General features: G+C 69.1%; 12 protein-coding genes. 9 read left to right on the top strand and 3 right to left on the bottom strand.

All coding sequences use genetic code 11. From position 1 onward, the window contains the following. Positions 1-172: 172 nt before the first annotated feature. Positions 173-4117 (bottom strand): type VII secretion protein EccC, encoded by a 3945-nt coding sequence (locus IE97_RS0104200; protein ID WP_030231201.1) that lies wholly within the window; start codon positions 4115-4117, stop codon positions 173-175. 270 nt (positions 4118-4387) lie between these two features. Between IE97_RS0104200 and eccD the strand changes: the two genes are divergently transcribed. The 6 genes from eccD to IE97_RS0104170 all read left to right on the top strand — a co-directional run bounded on the left by eccD (position 4388) and on the right by IE97_RS0104170 (position 11481). Further along, complete coding sequence (eccD, locus tag IE97_RS0104195) at positions 4388-5845, top strand: type VII secretion integral membrane protein EccD (RefSeq protein ID WP_030231197.1); 1458 nt, start codon at positions 4388-4390, stop codon at positions 5843-5845. A gap of 208 nt (positions 5846-6053) precedes the next feature. Next, positions 6054-6341, top strand: a complete 288-nt coding sequence (rpsO, locus tag IE97_RS0104190; RefSeq protein WP_010042739.1) for a 30S ribosomal protein S15 — start codon at positions 6054-6056, stop codon at positions 6339-6341. A gap of 294 nt (positions 6342-6635) precedes the next feature. Continuing rightward, a complete protein-coding gene (locus tag IE97_RS0104185) occupies positions 6636-8855 on the top strand; it encodes a polyribonucleotide nucleotidyltransferase (RefSeq protein ID WP_030231191.1) in 2220 nt (739 codons plus the stop codon). Then, entirely contained in the window at positions 8852-10231 is a 1380-nt protein-coding gene (locus tag IE97_RS0104180) for a M16 family metallopeptidase (protein ID WP_030231190.1), read from the top strand. Before IE97_RS0104185 ends, IE97_RS0104180 begins: the two co-directional genes overlap by 4 nt. A 28-nt stretch (positions 10232-10259) precedes the next feature. Further along, on the top strand, positions 10260-11012 hold the full coding sequence (dapB, locus tag IE97_RS0104175; RefSeq protein ID WP_030231189.1) for a 4-hydroxy-tetrahydrodipicolinate reductase: 753 nt from the start codon (positions 10260-10262) through the stop codon (positions 11010-11012). A gap of 13 nt (positions 11013-11025) precedes the next feature. Further along, positions 11026-11481, top strand: a complete 456-nt coding sequence (locus tag IE97_RS0104170; RefSeq protein ID WP_030231188.1) for a hypothetical protein — start codon at positions 11026-11028, stop codon at positions 11479-11481. Positions 11482-11549: 68 nt separating this feature from the next. Here IE97_RS0104170 and IE97_RS0104165 read toward each other — a convergent pair whose 3' ends face one another. Continuing rightward, entirely contained in the window at positions 11550-12104 is a 555-nt protein-coding gene (locus IE97_RS0104165) for a hypothetical protein (protein ID WP_030231186.1), read from the bottom strand. Positions 12105-12216: 112 nt separating this feature from the next. Continuing rightward, the gene (locus tag IE97_RS0104160) at positions 12217-12456 is read right to left on the bottom strand and encodes a hypothetical protein (protein WP_030231182.1); all 240 of its coding nucleotides are present in this window, start codon (positions 12454-12456) and stop codon (positions 12217-12219) included. Between the two features lie 177 nt (positions 12457-12633). On the opposite strand from IE97_RS0104160, the gene thyX reads away from it, so the two are divergent. The 3 genes from thyX to IE97_RS0104145 all read left to right on the top strand — a co-directional run bounded on the left by thyX (position 12634) and on the right by IE97_RS0104145 (position 16326). Continuing rightward, the gene (thyX, locus tag IE97_RS0104155; RefSeq protein ID WP_030231181.1) at positions 12634-13374 is read left to right on the top strand and encodes an FAD-dependent thymidylate synthase; all 741 of its coding nucleotides are present in this window, start codon (positions 12634-12636) and stop codon (positions 13372-13374) included. Between the two features lie 210 nt (positions 13375-13584). Then, on the top strand, positions 13585-14484 hold the full coding sequence (gene dapA / locus IE97_RS0104150) for a 4-hydroxy-tetrahydrodipicolinate synthase (protein WP_030231180.1): 900 nt from the start codon (positions 13585-13587) through the stop codon (positions 14482-14484). A gap of 156 nt (positions 14485-14640) precedes the next feature. After that, a complete protein-coding gene (locus IE97_RS0104145) occupies positions 14641-16326 on the top strand; it encodes a ribonuclease J (RefSeq protein WP_030231179.1) in 1686 nt (561 codons plus the stop codon). Positions 16327-16606: the final 280 nt, after the last annotated feature.

The following is a 16606-nucleotide window of genomic DNA, read 5'->3' as shown; positions in this document are numbered from 1 at the left end:
AGTCCGACGACACAACTGCCCCCGTAGCTCGCCGTTTCAGTCGCGGCTCCACCTTAGCGGCGTCACCCGAACGAGACCTAGCCCGCACGGCCATACGAGGTCCGGCTCCTCCGAAAACAAGCAAGAAGGGACGGCACCCACCCGGGTACCGCCCCTTCCAAACCAACCGACCTCAGAACCGGCTCGGCAGCCACCCCGTCTGAACCAGCTGCCCACCACGCCGACGCGTGTGGAAGTACCCACGCCCCGGCGGAAGTTGCGTCGCCGTGATGTTGCCCAGCAGCGCGCCCTCGGAACGGTCGCCGGAGAGCACGACACCCTGGGCGCCGAGCTCGCGCATCCGCTGCATGACCGGCTCGTACAGCGACCGGCTCGCACCGCCCGAGGCGCGCGCGATGATGATGCGCAGGCCGATGTCACGAGCGAACGGCAGGTACTCCAGGAGCGGCGCCAGCGGGTTCACGCCCGTCGCCACCAGGTCGTAGTCGTCGACGATGACGAACGCGTCCGGGCTGCTGTACCAGCTGCGGTTGCGCAGCTGCTCCGGCGTGACGTCCGGGCCCGGCATACGGCGGCTCATCGAACCGGCCAGGCCCTCCAGCGTCTCCGTCAGAGCGGGCGCCGACGCGCAGTACCGCGAGAGGTGCGAGTCGGGCACGCCCTCAAGGTGGGCGCGACGGTAGTCACCCATGACGATCTTCGCCTGGTCCGGCGTGTACCGCTCGGTGATCTGCTTGACCAGCAGCCTGAGCAGCGCGGACTTACCGGACTCGCTCTCACCGAACACGATGAACAGCGGGTCGGTCTCGAAGTCGACGAAGACCGGCGAGAGCGAGGACTCGTCGATGCCGAAGGCGACACCGCGGTCCGGGTGCTCGAAGCCCTTGGGCAGCCGGTCCACCGGCAGCATCGTGGGCAGCAGGCGCACCGCGGGGGCGTGGTTGCCCTGCCAGTTGTCGTTGATGCCGCGGATGAGGATCGAGGTCGCCTCGGACAGGTCCTCCGTCTCCGAGGAGCCGTCGACCCTGGGCAGTGCGGCCATGAAGTGGAGCTTGTCCGGGGTCAGACCGCGGCCCGGCATGGTGGCCGGCACGTTCTGCGCGACCTTGCGGTCGATCTCCGACTCGGTCGGGTCACCGAGCCGCAGCTCGACGCGGTTCTGCAGCATGTCCTTCAGCGCGGGGCGCACTTCGGTGTAGCGGCTCGCGGTCAGGATCACGTGCACACCGAAGCCGAGGCCGCGCGTCGCGATCTCGGTGACGGTGGGCTCGAGCATCTCGTAGTCGGTCTTGAAGGTGGCCCAGCCGTCGATGACGAGGAAGACGTCGCCCCAGGGCTGGTCGGGCAGGTGCCCTGCGGCCCTGCGCTGCCGGTAGGTCTGGATCGAGTCGACGTTGTTGGCGCGGAAGTACTCCTCGCGCGTGTTGAGGATGCCCTCCACCTCGCTGACCGTGCGACGCACCTTCTCGGCGTCGAGACGGTTGGCGACCCCGCCGACGTGTGCGAGCTCCTCCATCGCGATCAGACTGCCACCACCGAAGTCCAGGCAGTAGAACTGCACTTCACTGGGCGTGTGGGTGAGCGCGAACGACGAGACGAGCGAGCGGAGCAGAGTCGACTTGCCGGACTGCGGGCCACCGACGAACAGACCGTGGCCCGCACCGCCCGAGAAGTCCCGGTACAGCACGTCACGCCGCTGCTCGAACGGCTTGTCCACCAGGCCGACCGGCACGTTGAGCCGGCCGAGGGCCGTGTAGTCGGGCGCGGTGAGACCGCGGTCCTGGGTGACGGCGAGCTGCGGGAGGAGCTGCTCCAGCGACGGTGCCTCCTCGAGCGGGGGCAGCCACACCTGGTGGGCGGGCGGGCCCTGGTTGACCATCCGGCCGACGAGGACGTCCAGGACGGTGTCGGCGAGCGCGTCGTCCACCCTGTTGTCGGGCTCCGGCTCCTCGACCACCGGCTGCGGGGGCAGCGCCACCTGCTCCGCCGTGAACAGCGCGGGCCGCAGCTGGGTCGAACGGTGCACCCGGGACGGGCCCTCGCCGTGGTACGGCCCCGACACGTACGCCGCCTTGAAACGGACCATGGTGTCGGTGTCGTACCGCAGATAGCCGGAGCCGGGGATCGACGGCAGGTGGTAGGCGTCCGGGACACCGATCGCCGTACGGGACTCGGCCGCGGAGAAGGTCCGCAGACCGATCCGGTACGACAGGTAGGTGTCCAGGCCGCGCAGCTTGCCCTCCTCCAGGCGCTGCGAGGCCAGCAGCAGGTGGATACCCAGCGAACGGCCGATGCGGCCGATCTGGATGAACATGTCGATGAAGTCGGGCTTGGCGGTGAGGAGTTCGGAGAACTCGTCGAGCACGATCACCAGCGAGGCCATCGGCTCCAGCGCGGCGCCCGCCGCCCGGGCCTTCTCGTAGTCGTGCAGGTTGGCGTAGTTGCCGGCCGAGCGCAGCAGTTCCTGACGGCGCTGCGTCTCACCCATGATGGAGTCACGCATGCGGTCGACGAGGGTGAGGTCGTCCGCGAGGTTGGTGATCACGGCCGCGGTGTGCGGCATGTCCGCCATGCCGGCGAAGGTCGCACCGCCCTTGAAGTCCGCGAGGATGAAGTTCAGCGTCTCCGAGGAGTGCGTCACCGCGAGGCCGAGCACCAGCGTACGCAGTACCTCGGACTTGCCGGAACCGGTGGCGCCGACGCACAGGCCGTGCGGGCCCATGCCCTCCTGCGAGGCCTCCTTGAGGTCCAGCATGACCGGCTCGCCGTTCTCGCCGACACCGATCGGCACCCGCAGGCGCTCGTGCAGCGTGCGCGGCCGCCAGGTGCGCGAGACGTCCACGGTCCCCGCGTCGCCGATGCCCATGAGGTCCGTGAAGTCCAGGTTGGACAGGAGGGGTTCGCCCTCCTCCGCGGAGCCGACCCGGAAGGGGGCGAGCTGCCGCGCCAGCGACTCGGCCTGTGCCACGTTCAGTACGTCCGGCTTGCCGGAGTACGCGGACTCGTGGCCGACGAACAGCCGCATCCGGTCCTGCTTCACGTAGATCGTCAGGCCGGCGCGCAGCTCCTCCTCCAGTTCGCCGGGGGCGATCTCGAGGAAGGTGACGCCCTGGAGCCCTTCGGAACTGGCGAGTTCGGAGTCCGGCGGCACCGTGCCGCCGTCGAGCACCACGATCAGGTGCGGCTGGTCGTAGACGGGGTTGGCCTCGCGGTTCCAGCGGGGCCTGTCGTCCAACTGGTCGGCCAGCGCCTCCTCCAGCTCACCGAGGTCGTCGAACAGGAGCCGGGTCGACCCCGCTCCGTCCTTGGCCTTCGGGTGCTGGCTGTGCGGCAGCCACTTGATCCAGTCCCAGTCCGCCGTCGCCGAGGGGTGCGCCACCACGGCGATCATCAGATCCTCGGGCGAGTGCAGCGTCGCCAGCTGGGACAGCGACGCACGGGCGTTGCCGTAGACCGTGTCGGTGTCTCCGCACACCGTCACGTGGTAGAAGGCGCGCAACGAGACGGCGACGGGCAGGTCGGACAGGCTGCCGTGTGCGTCGAGGAACGCCTTCATGGCCGCCGCGGTCAGCGGCTCCAGCTCGTCCTTGGGAGCCGTCTCCGGCGCGACGAGCGGAGTGTTCAGCTGCTGGACGCCACGGCCGATCCGTACGGACGCGAAGTCCGCGTCGGTCGGGCGCCGCTCCCACAGCCGCTTGCTGTCGGCCGCCACCGCCCACAGCTGCTCCGGGTCGGGATGCTGGAAGAGCTGGCTCTGCCGCTGCAGTTCAGCAGTCTTGTGCACGTCCTTGCGGACCTGCTCGAGATAGCGGAAGTAGTCACGCCGGTCCTGGGCCATCCCGGCCCCGCCGCCCTGCCGGGACTTGGCGAACTGGGCGATGGCCATGGCGAGGGTCGAGGCCAGCATCAGCCCGCCGACGACTCTCATGTAGGAGGGCAGGTTGGGCATGAAGAAGAAGCCCACGGAACCCAGCATGCCCATCATGGGCAGCAGGTTCATCAGCATGCTCTCGTCGCCCTCGCGCGGGATCTCGGGCGGCGTCTCGAGTTTGACCTCGCCGTCCGGGACGACCGGGGGCACTATCCGCGGTGGCCGTTTGATGATGACGACGCTCACCGATGCACTCATCCTTCGCGATTGATACGTCCTGGCACCGACGCCCCCGTGTACCGCGACGTGTTCCCGTCCGCGTAGGCGTCGTCCGCGTAGGCGTCGATCCTACTGATGCGCCCAGTGCCCAGGAGAGCCAGGACGATGGAGATGCGGAGGGGGTACGGGGAGGATTGAGGGAGGCAGGCCCTGCGCCTTGCAGGGCAACGGATAAGGTGGCGCTTCGCGTCGTACGAGCGGCGTGAAGCAGCCTTGTCTAGCAGGGGGAAACACCAGGTGAGCACGGGGACTTCGACAGGTTTCTGCCGAATCACCATCGCAGCGCCGGACAGCCGTGTCGATGTGGCGCTGCCGGAGGATCTGCCGATTCAGGACCTCTTTCCTGAGATCATCAGACTCTCGGGCCTGGTCCAGTCGGACACCAGCCCCGCCGGCTACCACCTCGTGAGCCGTGAGGGCCAAGTGCTCGACGCGAGCCGTTCGTTGCTCGAGCACCGGGTCAGGGACGGCGACGTACTGCTGCTGCGAACCTTCGCCGACTCCCTGCCGCCCGCCGTTCACGACGACGTGGTGGACGCGATCGCCGCCGCGGTCAAGCAGGACATCCGCAGCTGGAACGACAACCTGATGCGGGTGGCCGGTCTCGTCGCTGGTGCGCTGCTGCTGGTCATGCTCGGCTTCGTCTTCTGGTTCGCGGATCCGGTCCGGCACGACATGAACGGCCTCCAGGGCATCCTCGCCGGAGTGACCGCAGTCGCCCTGACGGCACTCTCCGGCGTACGGGCCCGGGTGTACGACGACCGCCACTCCGCCGTAGCGCTCGGCATCTCGGCGCTGCCGCACGCACTCATCGCCGGCTCGGGCGTCATTCCCCAGGACGCGGGTGAAGGGCCGGGGAAGCTCCAGTTCCTCGTCGGCTGCGTCGCCGTACTGCTGTTCTCCGTCGTCCTGATCATGCTGCTGCCGCAGGGCGACGCCCCCTTCGTGGCCGCCGCGCTGGCCGCCGCGATCGGCACCCTCGCCGTGTTCTGCGGGGTACTCACCGAGGCGGAGCCGCGCGAGATCGCGGCCGGCACCGCGGTCGTCGCCCTGGCGGTCGTCGGCTTCCTGCCCGGCTGGTCGGCCCGCTTCGCCAAGCTCCCGATCGGCTTCCGCAACCCCGAGGACCTGGCCCGCGCCCGCCGCGAGGGCCGCGAGGGCGACATGGAGGCCGTCGACGTCCAGCGCATCGTCGCCCAGACCAGCCGGGGCCACGAGCTGCTGCTCGGCCTGGTGGGCGGCTGCGCCGTCGTCATCATCGGCGCCGGTGGCGCGGTGCTCGGTTTCAGCGACAACGGCTGGGCCCAGCTGCTGGCCCTGGTCACCGGCCTCGCCGCGATGCTGCGGGCCCGCCTGTTCCGCTACACCGCCCAGGTCACGTGCCTGTTCGTCGCCGGTGTCGTCACTCTGGGCCTGCTGATCCTCGGCCTCGCGATCTCGCCGCCCGCCGACATCGTCATGGAGCTGCTGCAGGGCAATTCCGGACCGGTCGACGTACGCACCCTGTGGCTCGGCGCCTCGGTCGCAGCCGGTGTGCTGCTGCTGATCGCGATCGCCCTGATCGTGCCGCAGAAGGGGCTCTCCCCCTTCTGGGGCCGCATGCTGGACCTCGCGGACTCGATGGTGCTGCTGTCGCTCGTGCCGATCTGCCTGGCCGTCCTCGACGTCTACGCGAAGGTCCGCGGCGGCGTCTGACGTCCCGGCCGCAGGACGCCGGTACCGGGCGGACATCACGCCATGTGCGGGCTGGTACCCTGAGTGACGGCCGTTTGTGTACGCACCTCCGGAGCCCAGCGCCCTGGAGGCCGCGCCCAGCGGATCCCCGCCTTCCGAGTCACGGAAGCTCCCCCGAGAAGCAGACCGGGGGCACTCGGTGGCATCCACAGACCAATGAGGAGTACGCGTGTCGCTCGACGCCGCTACGAAGAAGCAGATCATGTCCGAGTTCGGTACCAAGGAGGGTGACACCGGCTCCCCCGAGGTCCAGGTCGCTCTGCTGTCCCGTCGGATCTCCGACCTGACCGAGCACCTCAAGACCCACAAGCACGACCACCACTCCCGCCGTGGCCTGCTGATCCTGGTGGGTCAGCGTCGCCGCCTTCTCCAGTACCTGGCGAAGAAGGACATCCAGCGCTTCCGTGCGCTGGTCGACCGCCTCGGCATCCGCCGCGGTGCGGCGGGCGCCAAGTAAGACGCCGTGAGGGGAGCGGTTCCCGGAGGAAAACGGGACCGCTCCCTTTGCTGTACGTGCGGAGTGTCACCACGGCTTTGTAGTGTGGGTAGCACAACGCAATACGGACGACACAGCACGACAAGAAGAGGAGAGGCGCACCCAGCCGCCGCCGGTCCTCGGTAGTGGCCCCCGGGGGAATGCGAGCCCCGGGTGCTTCGATCGAAGACCGGCCCGCACAGCCCGGAGCGCTTCTCCACAACCGTCCCCCTGCCACACGGGCAGCGACGGGACGAAGACGAGGAGATATCGCTAGTGGAGAACGAGACCCACTACGCCGAGGCCGTCATCGACAACGGCGCCTTCGGCACCCGCACCATCCGCTTCGAGACCGGCCGCCTGGCCAAGCAGGCCGCCGGTTCCGCCGTGGCGTACCTGGACGACGACACCATGGTGCTGTCGGCCACCACCGCCTCCAAGAACCCCAAGGACCAGCTCGACTTCTTCCCGCTCACGGTGGACGTCGAGGAGCGGATGTACGCCGCCGGCAAGATCCCCGGCAGCTTCTTCCGCCGTGAGGGCCGTCCCTCCGAGGACGCCATCCTCACCTGCCGCCTGATCGACCGCCCGCTGCGTCCGTCCTTCAAGAAGGGCCTGCGCAACGAGATCCAGGTGGTCGCCACGATCATGGCTCTCAACCCCGACCACCTGTACGACGTCGTCGCGATCAACGCGGCCTCCGCGTCCACGCAGCTGGCCGGCCTGCCCTTCTCCGGCCCGATCGGCGGCGTCCGCGTCGCGCTGATCCGCGGCCAGTGGGTGGCCTTCCCGACGCACACCGAGCTCGAGGACGCCGTCTTCGACATGGTCGTCGCGGGCCGTGTCCTGGAGGACGGCGACGTCGCGATCATGATGGTCGAGGCCGAGGCCACCGAGAAGACCATCAAGCTGGTCGAGGGCGGCGCCGAGGCGCCGACCGAGGAGGTCGTCGCCGCCGGTCTCGAGGCCGCGAAGCCCTTCATCAAGGTGCTCTGCAAGGCCCAGTCGGACCTCGCCGCCAAGGCCGCCAAGCCGACCGGCGAGTTCCCGATCTTCCTGGACTACCAGGACGACGTCCTGGAGGCGCTCACCGCCGCCGTCAAGCCCGAGCTCGCCCAGGCGCTCACCATCGCCGGCAAGCAGGAGCGCGAGTCCGAGCTGGACCGCGTCAAGCAGCTCGCCGCCGAGAAGCTCCTGCCGGAGTTCGAGGGCCGCGAGAAGGAGATCTCCGCCGCTTACCGCTCGCTGACCAAGACCCTGGTCCGCGAGCGCGTGATCAAGGAGAAGAAGCGCATCGACGGCCGCGGTGTCACGGACATCCGTACGCTCGCCGCCGAGGTCGAGGCCATCCCGCGGGTCCACGGCTCCGCCGTGTTCGAGCGTGGCGAGACCCAGATCCTGGGTGTCACCACCCTCAACATGCTCCGCATGGAGCAGCAGCTGGACACCCTCTCCCCGGTGACCCGCAAGCGCTACATGCACAACTACAACTTCCCGCCGTACTCCACCGGCGAGACCGGCCGCGTCGGTTCCCCGAAGCGCCGCGAGATCGGCCACGGCGCCCTCGCCGAGCGCGCCCTGATCCCGGTCCTGCCGACGCGCGAGGAGTTCCCCTACGCGATCCGCCAGGTCTCCGAGGCGCTGAGCTCCAACGGCTCGACGTCCATGGGCTCGGTCTGCGCCTCCACCATGTCGCTGCTGAACGCCGGTGTGCCGCTGAAGGCCCCGGTCGCCGGTATCGCCATGGGCCTGATCTCCCAGGAGATCGAGGGCGAGACGCACTACGTCACCCTCACCGACATCCTCGGTGCGGAGGACGCCTTCGGCGACATGGACTTCAAGGTCGCCGGCACCAAGGAGTTCGTGACCGCCCTCCAGCTCGACACCAAGCTGGACGGCATCCCGGCCTCCGTCCTGGCCGCTGCCCTCAAGCAGGCCCGTGACGCCCGCCTCCACATCCTCGACGTGATGATGGAAGCGATCGACACGCCGGACGAGATGTCCCCGAACGCGCCGCGGATCATCACCGTGAAGATCCCGGTCGACAAGATCGGCGAGGTCATCGGCCCCAAGGGCAAGATGATCAACCAGATCCAGGAGGACACCGGCGCCGAGATCACCATCGAGGACGACGGCACGATCTACATCGGTGCCGCCGACGGCCCCTCCGCCGAGGCCGCCCGCACCACGATCAACGGCATCGCCAACCCGACGATGCCCGAGGTCGGCGAGCGCTACCTCGGTACGGTCGTGAAGACGACCACCTTCGGTGCGTTCGTCTCCCTGCTGCCCGGCAAGGACGGTCTGCTGCACATCTCGCAGATCCGCAAGCTGGCCGGCGGCAAGCGCGTGGAGAACGTCGAGGACGTGCTCGGTGTGGGCGCCAAGGTCCAGGTCGAGATCGCCGAGATCGACTCCCGCGGTAAGCTCTCCCTCATCCCGGTGATCGAGGGCGAGGACGCTGACGAGACGCAGAAGGACGACGCCGACAAGTGACGTCGCGCAGCTTCAAGGCGACGGCCCGCACCTCCACGGAGGGGCGGGCCGTCGCCCGTACCCAAACCCTGATCAAGGGCCAGAACGGCATCGGCACGGTCCGCAAGACCACCCTCCCGGGCGGCCTGCGTATCGTCACCGAAACCCTGCCCTCGGTCCGCTCCGCGACGTTCGGCATCTGGGCGCACGTCGGCTCCCGCGACGAGACCCCGGCCCTGAACGGCGCCACGCACTATCTGGAGCACCTGCTCTTCAAGGGCACGAACCGCAGGTCAGCCCTGGACATCTCCGCCGCCATCGACGCGGTCGGCGGTGAGATGAACGCGTTCACGGCGAAGGAGTACACGTGCTACTACGCACGCGTGCTCGACACCGACCTGCCCCTGGCGATCGACGTCGTCTGCGACATGCTGACCGGCTCGCTCATCCTCGAGGAGGACGTCGACGTCGAGCGCGGCGCCATCCTCGAAGAGATCGCCATGACCGAGGACGACCCGGGCGACTGCGTGCACGACCTGTTCGCGCACACCATGTTCGGCGACAACCCCCTCGGCCGCCCGGTGCTGGGCACGGTCGACACGGTCAACGCCCTCACCGCCGACCGCATCCGCCGCTTCTACAAGAAGCACTACGACCCGACCCACCTGGTCGTCGCCTGCGCCGGCAACATCGACCACGCCAAGGTCGTGCGGCAGGTCCGGGCCGCCTTCGAGAAGGCCGGCGCCTTCCGGGACCTCGCCGCGGACCCCGTCGGCCCACGCAGCGGCAAGCGTGCCCTGCGCACGGCCGGCCGCGTCGAGCTGGTCGACCGCAAGACCGAGCAGGCGCACGTCGTGCTCGGCATGCCGGGCCTGTCCCGCACGGACGAGCGCCGCTGGGCCCTCGGCGTGCTGAACACCGCCCTCGGCGGCGGCATGTCCTCCCGCCTCTTCCAGGAGGTCCGGGAGAAGCGCGGCCTGGCCTACAGCGTCTACTCGTACACCTCCGGCTTCGCCGACTGCGGCCTGTTCGGCGTGTACGCGGGATGCAGGCCCTCGCAGGTGCACGACGTGCTGAAGATCTGCCGCGACGAGCTCGACCACGTCGCCGAGCACGGCCTCTCCGACGACGAGATAGGGCGTGCCGTCGGCCAGCTCCAGGGCTCCACGGTCCTCGGCCTGGAGGACACCGGCGCGCTGATGAACCGGATCGGCAAGAGCGAGCTGTGCTGGGGCGAGCAGATGTCCGTCGACGACATGCTCTCCCGCATAGCGTCGGTCACCCCGGACGACATCCGCTCGGTCGCCCGCGAGATCCTGGGACGTCGGCCCTCCCTGTCGGTCATCGGCCCGCTGAAGGACAAACAGGCGACCCGCCTGCACGACGCCGTCGCCTGACAATCCCCTGGTGAAGGAAGCACAAGAGATGAGCAAGCTGCGCGTGGCGATCCTCGGCGCCAAGGGCCGGATCGGCTCGGAAGCCGTCCGGGCCGTCGAGGCCGCCGAGGACATGGAACTGGTCGCCGCCCTCGGCCGGGGCGACAAGCTGGAGACGCTGACCGAGACCGGCGCCCAGGTCGCGGTGGAGCTGACCACGCCCGACTCGGTCATGGCCAACCTCGACTACTGCGTGAGCCACGGCATTCACGCGGTCGTGGGCACCACCGGCTGGACCGACGAGCGCCTCGCGCAGCTGAAGGGCTGGCTGGAGAAGTCCCCGGAGACCGGCGTGCTCATCGCGCCCAACTTCTCCATCGGGGCCGTCCTCACCATGAAGTTCGCGCAGATCGCCGCCCCGTACTTCGAGTCGGTCGAGGTCGTCGAGCTGCACCACCCGAACAAGGTGGACGCTCCCTCCGGCACCGCCACGCGCACCGCCCAGCTCATCGCCGAGGCCCGCCGCACCGCCGGCACCGCCCCGGCCCCCGACGCCACGACGACCGCCCTGGACGGCGCCCGCGGCGCCGACGTCGACGGCGTCCCGGTCCACGCGGTCCGGCTGCGCGGCCTGCTCGCCCATCAGGAGGTCCTGCTCGGCGCCGAGGGCGAGACCCTGACGGTCCGCCACGACTCGCTCCACCACAGCAGCTTCATGCCGGGCATCCTGCTCGGCGCCCGCCGCGTGGGAAGTGTTCCGGGCCTGACCTTCGGCCTGGAACACTTCCTGGACCTGAACTGAGCCGCTGACCGTCATGCGCGCGAAGCTCACGTACGCCCTCACGGCCGCCGTCCTGGTCGTCTACTTCGTCCTGGTCGGCAGCCGTGGCGTGCTGCTCATCGAGACCGGCACACCCCTCACCGTCACCTTCGGTGTCGCGGTGCTGATCCTGCCGGTCATCGGCCTGTGGTTCCTGTGGAAGAACACCCAGTTCGTCCGCAGGGCCAACGCCCTCGCCGCCGAACTCGACGCCGAGGGCGGCCTGCCCGTCGACGAGTTGAAGCGCACCCCCAGCGGGCGCATCGACCGGGACTCGGCCGACGAGGTCTTCGCCCGGCGCAAGGCCGAGACGGAGGCCGCCCCCGACGACTGGCGCACCTGGTTCCGCCTCGCCGTCGCCTACCACGACGCCCGTGACACCCCGCGCGCCCGCAAGGCCATGCAACGCGCGATCGCCCTGCACGACGGCAAGCAGCCCGAAGCCGCCTGAACCGCATCGCACATACCGGCGGGGCCGGACCGCGCACGGTCCGGCCCCGCCGTCATGAGATCAGGACGTCAGTGCGCCCGGTTCTCCTCGGCCCACGCCTCCACCTTGTCGGCCGCCCGGTCGAAGGCTTCCACCCGGCCCACGAAGTCCGCGTTGTGCGTGGTCATCAGCGGCAGCGCACCGTCCGCCGACTGCCCTTGCCGCACCAGCAGCAGCGCCTGCCCCTGCACGGTCCGCGGGAGCCCCAGCCAGCGCACCGGCTGCTGCACCGTGCGCACGGAGGAGACCTGGTCCCAGGACGCCGTACGTGTCGTGAGGAAGCCCACGTGCCGCAGCCCGCGCGGACTCACCCACACGCCGACGCGCAGCAACCGCAGCGCCCCGGCGATGACGAGCAACGCGAGCCCGAAGACGACCCCGGCCGAGGTCAGTTCGGCCGTCGCCGCGATGATGACCGCCGCGAACAGCACGAACGAGGCGAGCAGCAGCGCCAGCGCCGCCGCGGCGACGCGCCACGGCCCGGGCCGGTACGGCCGCCGCCAGCGGTCACGGTCGTCGTACGGCAGCGGAACGTCGTCCGCCGCCTCGAATACGCGGTCGGCCGTCAGGAAGGGCAGGGGCACGGCGGGTCCTCACTCGATCCATGCGTGGGCTGTGCCCGGTGAGGCTACCGATCTGTGTCCCCGGTCACCACTGGCGGGGGGCCGGATGGAGTCAGCGCCGACCGGCGGCGGCTCAGTGCTTCTGCGACGCCTGGGACTGCTGCGGCTGCGAGTCCTGGCGATCGGTCGACAGCGCGGGCGTCCCGATCACCAGGGACCCCACGAGCCCCGCCACGATGCTCAGACCCATCAGCCATCGTCCGGCCATCTGGCCGACGGACAGCCGCTCACGCGGTGGGGGAGTGACATTGCTGCGGAACCTGTCGGCCTCGGCGACGAAGGCAAACGGTACGGGTTCACGCCGACCGAACATCAGGGGTGCTTCTCCTTCTGGGGTGGAAACGGATCACTGTCATCCGTAGAGACGAACGAACTCCCTCAGAGGTGCCCTGTTTCACCGACTTCATTGCGGCACGCCACCGATCGCGCGGTTTTCCTCGGCCCGTAGAGTGGCGTCGCCACACGACGAGATGGGAAGGCCCTGCCAACCGTGACCGACACCCCCGCCGACGACCCCAAGCCCAGCTACCGCAGCGACGTCACCGTCGAGCTGGTCAAGCACACCGCGTCCGACGCGGACGTCCTCTTCGCCGCCCGCGTCTCGACCCTCGGCGAGCAGTCCCTGGACGAGCTGAACAAGGACCCCGAGCGCTCCAAGGGCCTGATCAACTACCTGATGCGGGACCGGCACGGCAGCCCCTTCGAGCACAACTCGATGACCTTCCTCATCAGCGCCCCGATCTTCGTCTTCCGCGAGTTCATGCGGCACCGCGTCGGCTGGTCCTACAACGAGGAGAGCGGCCGCTACCGCGAGCTCCAGCCGGTCTTCTACGTCCCCGACGAGTCCCGCAAGCTCGTCCAGGAGGGCCGCCCCGGCAAGTACGTCTTCGTGGAGGGCACCCAGGCCCAGCAGGAGCTCGTCGGCCGTGTGATGGAGGACTCCTACCGCCAGGCCTACGAGGCCTACCAGGAGATGCTCGCCGCCGGCGTCGCCCGCGAGGTCGCCCGCTCCGTGCTCCCCGTCGGCCTGTACTCCTCGATGTACGCCACCTGCAACGCTCGCTCGCTGATGCACTTCCTCGGCCTGCGCACCCAGCACGAGCTGGCCAAGGTGCCGTCCTTCCCACAGCGCGAGATCGAGATGGTCGGCGAGAAGATGGAGGCCGAGTGGGCCCGGCTCATGCCGCTCACCTACGCCGCCTTCAACGCCAACGGACGCGTGGCGCCCTAGCGCGGCCCGGTCCCCGATCAGGTACTGATGTACGGTTCAGCCGTGCGAAGTGTCCGTATTGCGGCATTTCGAGAAGTTCATCTAGCCTGATCAAACGGGTCCGGCACTGCTTGAACCCCCGAGCAGGCAGTGCCGGGCTCCACCTTTGTCATGACTTGTCGCCTCCCCCTAGGGCAGACCCGGTCCTGAGCAACGAGTAGCGTGTAACCCATGGCTCCGACCTCGACTCCGCAGACCCCCTTCGGGCGGGTCCTCACCGCCATGGTCACGCCCTTCAAGGCGGACGGCGCACTCGACCTCGACGGCGCGCAGCGGCTCGCCACCCACCTGGTGGACGCAGGCAACGACGGCCTGATCATCAACGGCACCACCGGCGAGTCCCCGACCACCAGCAATGCGGAGAAAGCGGATCTCGTGCGGGCGGTCCTGGAGGCCGTCGGCGACCGCGCCCACGTCGTGGCCGGGGTCGGCACCAACGACACCCACCACAGCATCGAACTCGCGCGCGCCGCGGAGCGCACCGGCGCTCACGGCCTGCTCGTCGTCACGCCGTACTACAACAAGCCCCCGCAGGAGGGCCTGTACCGGCACTTCACTGCCATCGCCGACGCCACCGAGCTGCCGGTCATGCTCTACGACATTCCCGGCCGCAGCGGCGTCCCGATCAACACCGAGACGCTCGTCCGCCTCGCCGAGCACCCCCGGATCGTCGCCAACAAGGACGCCAAGGGCGACCTCGGCCGCGCGAGCTGGGCCATCGCCACCTCCGGCCTCGCCTGGTACTCCGGCGACGACATGCTGAACCTGCCCCTGCTCTCCGTGGGCGCGGTCGGCTTCGTCTCGGTCGTCGGCCACGTCGTCACCCCCGAGCTGCGCGCCCTGGTCGAGGCGTACACCTCGGGCGATGTCCAGAAGGCCACCGAGATTCACCAGAAGCTGCTCCCGGTCTACACGGGCATGTTCCGCACCCAGGGCGTGATGACGACCAAGGCGGCGCTCGCCCTCAAGGGCCTGCCCGCCGGACCCCTGCGCGCCCCCATGGTCGAGTGCGCGCCCGAGGAGATCGAGCAACTCAAGATCGATCTTGCCGCCGGCGGGGTACAGCTCTGACATCAGACTTCGCGCGGCCCCCGCGCATGTGCTTCACAACTGAATAAGCGGGCCACCGGTGCCCGCACCGACCCCACACGACAACTGCTTCTGCACGAACGTCACGAGCGCCACGTGCCCCACCGGTACGTGGCGTGCGTGGTTGAGGAGAGTCTTTTGAGTCATCCGCATCCCGAACTCGGCTCGCCCCCGCCGCTCCCCGAAGGCGGCCTGCGGGTCACCCCGCTCGGCGGTCTCGGCGAGATCGGCCGGAACATGACGGTCTTCGAGTACGGCGGCCGCCTGCTGATCGTCGACTGCGGTGTGCTTTTCCCCGAGGAGGAGCAGCCGGGAATCGATCTGATCCTGCCGGACTTCTCGTCCATCAGGGACCGTCTCGACGACATCGAGGGCATCGTGCTCACGCACGGCCACGAGGACCACATCGGTGGTGTCCCCTTCCTCCTGCGCGAGAAGCCGGACATCCCGCTGATCGGCTCCAAGCTGACCCTCGCCCTCATCGAGGCCAAGCTCCAGGAGCACCGCATCCGCCCGTACACCCTCGAGGTGGCGGAGGGGAACCGCGAGCGCATCGGCCCCTTCGACTGCGAGTTCGTCGCGGTCAACCACTCCATCCCCGACGCGCTGGCCGTCGCCATCCGCACCCCCGCGGGCATGGCGGTCCACACCGGCGACTTCAAGATGGACCAGCTCCCGCTGGACAGCCGCCTCACGGACCTCCACGCCTTCGCCCGCCTGAGCGAGGAGGGCATCGACCTCCTCCTCTCGGACTCGACGAACGCCGAGGTGCCGGGGTTCGTCCCGCCAGAGCGGGAGATCAGCAACGTCCTGCGCCAGGTCTTCGCCGGCGCCCGCAAGCGCATCATCGTCGCGAGCTTCGCCAGCCACGTCCACCGCATCCAGCAGATTCTGGACGCGGCGCACGAGTACGGCCGCCGGGTCGCCTTCGTCGGCCGCTCCATGGTGCGCAACATGGGCATCGCGCGAGACCTGGGCTACCTGAAGGTTCCCCCGGGCCTGGTCGTCGACGTCAAGACGCTCGACGACCTCCCGGACAGTGAGGTCGTCCTCGTCTGCACGGGCTCCCAGGGCGAACCCATGGCGGCGCTCTCCAGGATGGCCAACAGGGACCACCAGATCCGTATCGTCCAGGGCGACACCGTGATCCTGGCGTCATCCCTGATCCCCGGCAACGAGAACGCGGTCTACCGAGTGATCAACGGCCTCACCCGCTGGGGCGCCAACGTGGTCCACAAGGGCAACGCCAAGGTCCACGTCTCGGGCCACGCCTCCGCGGGCGAGCTGCTGTACTTCTACAACATCTGCCGACCGAAGAACCTGATGCCGGTGCACGGCGAATGGCGCCACCTTCGCGCCAACGCCGAACTGGGCGCCCTGACCGGCGTCCCGCACGACCGCATCGTCATCGCCGAGGACGGCGTCGTCGTCGACCTCGTCGAGGGCAAGGCGAAGATCTCCGGCAAGGTCAAGGCGGGCTACGTCTACGTCGACGGACTCTCGGTCGGCGACGTGGGCGAGCCGGCCCTTAAGGACCGCAAGATCCTCGGCGACGAAGGCATCATCTCCGTCTTCGTCGTCATCGACTCGTCCACCGGGAAGATCACCGGCGGCCCGCACATCCAGGCCCGCGGCTCGGGCATCGAGGACTCCGCCTTCGGCGACGTGACCCCCAGGATCACGGAGGTTCTCGAGCGCTCCGCCCAGGACGGTGTGGTCGAACCCCACCAGATGCAGCAGCTCGTTCGCCGCACGCTGGGCAAGTGGGTCTCGGACACGTACCGACGCCGCCCGATGATCCTGCCTGTCGTCGTGGAGGTCTGACGGCCCGTCGGGCCGAAGCAAGGGCCAACTAGGAGCGGGGCGCCTCGATTTGCATCGGGGCGCCCCGCTCCAGTAGGTTTACAACTCCTCCCGACGGGGCACCCGGGCCAACTCAGGCATCGGGGACCATGCCCGGCCGGGCGGGGAAATCCGACTCAGAATCCTCTGATAAAGTCGGAACCGCCGGAAAGGGAAACGCGGAAGCGGGAACCTGGAAAGCACCGAGGAAATCGGATCGGAAAGATCTGATAGAGTCGGAAACGCAAGACCGAAGGGAAGC

Source organism: Streptomyces sp. NRRL S-455 (assembly GCF_000717875.1).
In the GTDB taxonomy this organism is placed as follows: domain Bacteria; phylum Actinomycetota; class Actinomycetes; order Streptomycetales; family Streptomycetaceae; genus Streptomyces.
Note: the sequence above shows the minus strand (reverse complement) of the source record. Positions and strands in the feature narration are given on the sequence as shown.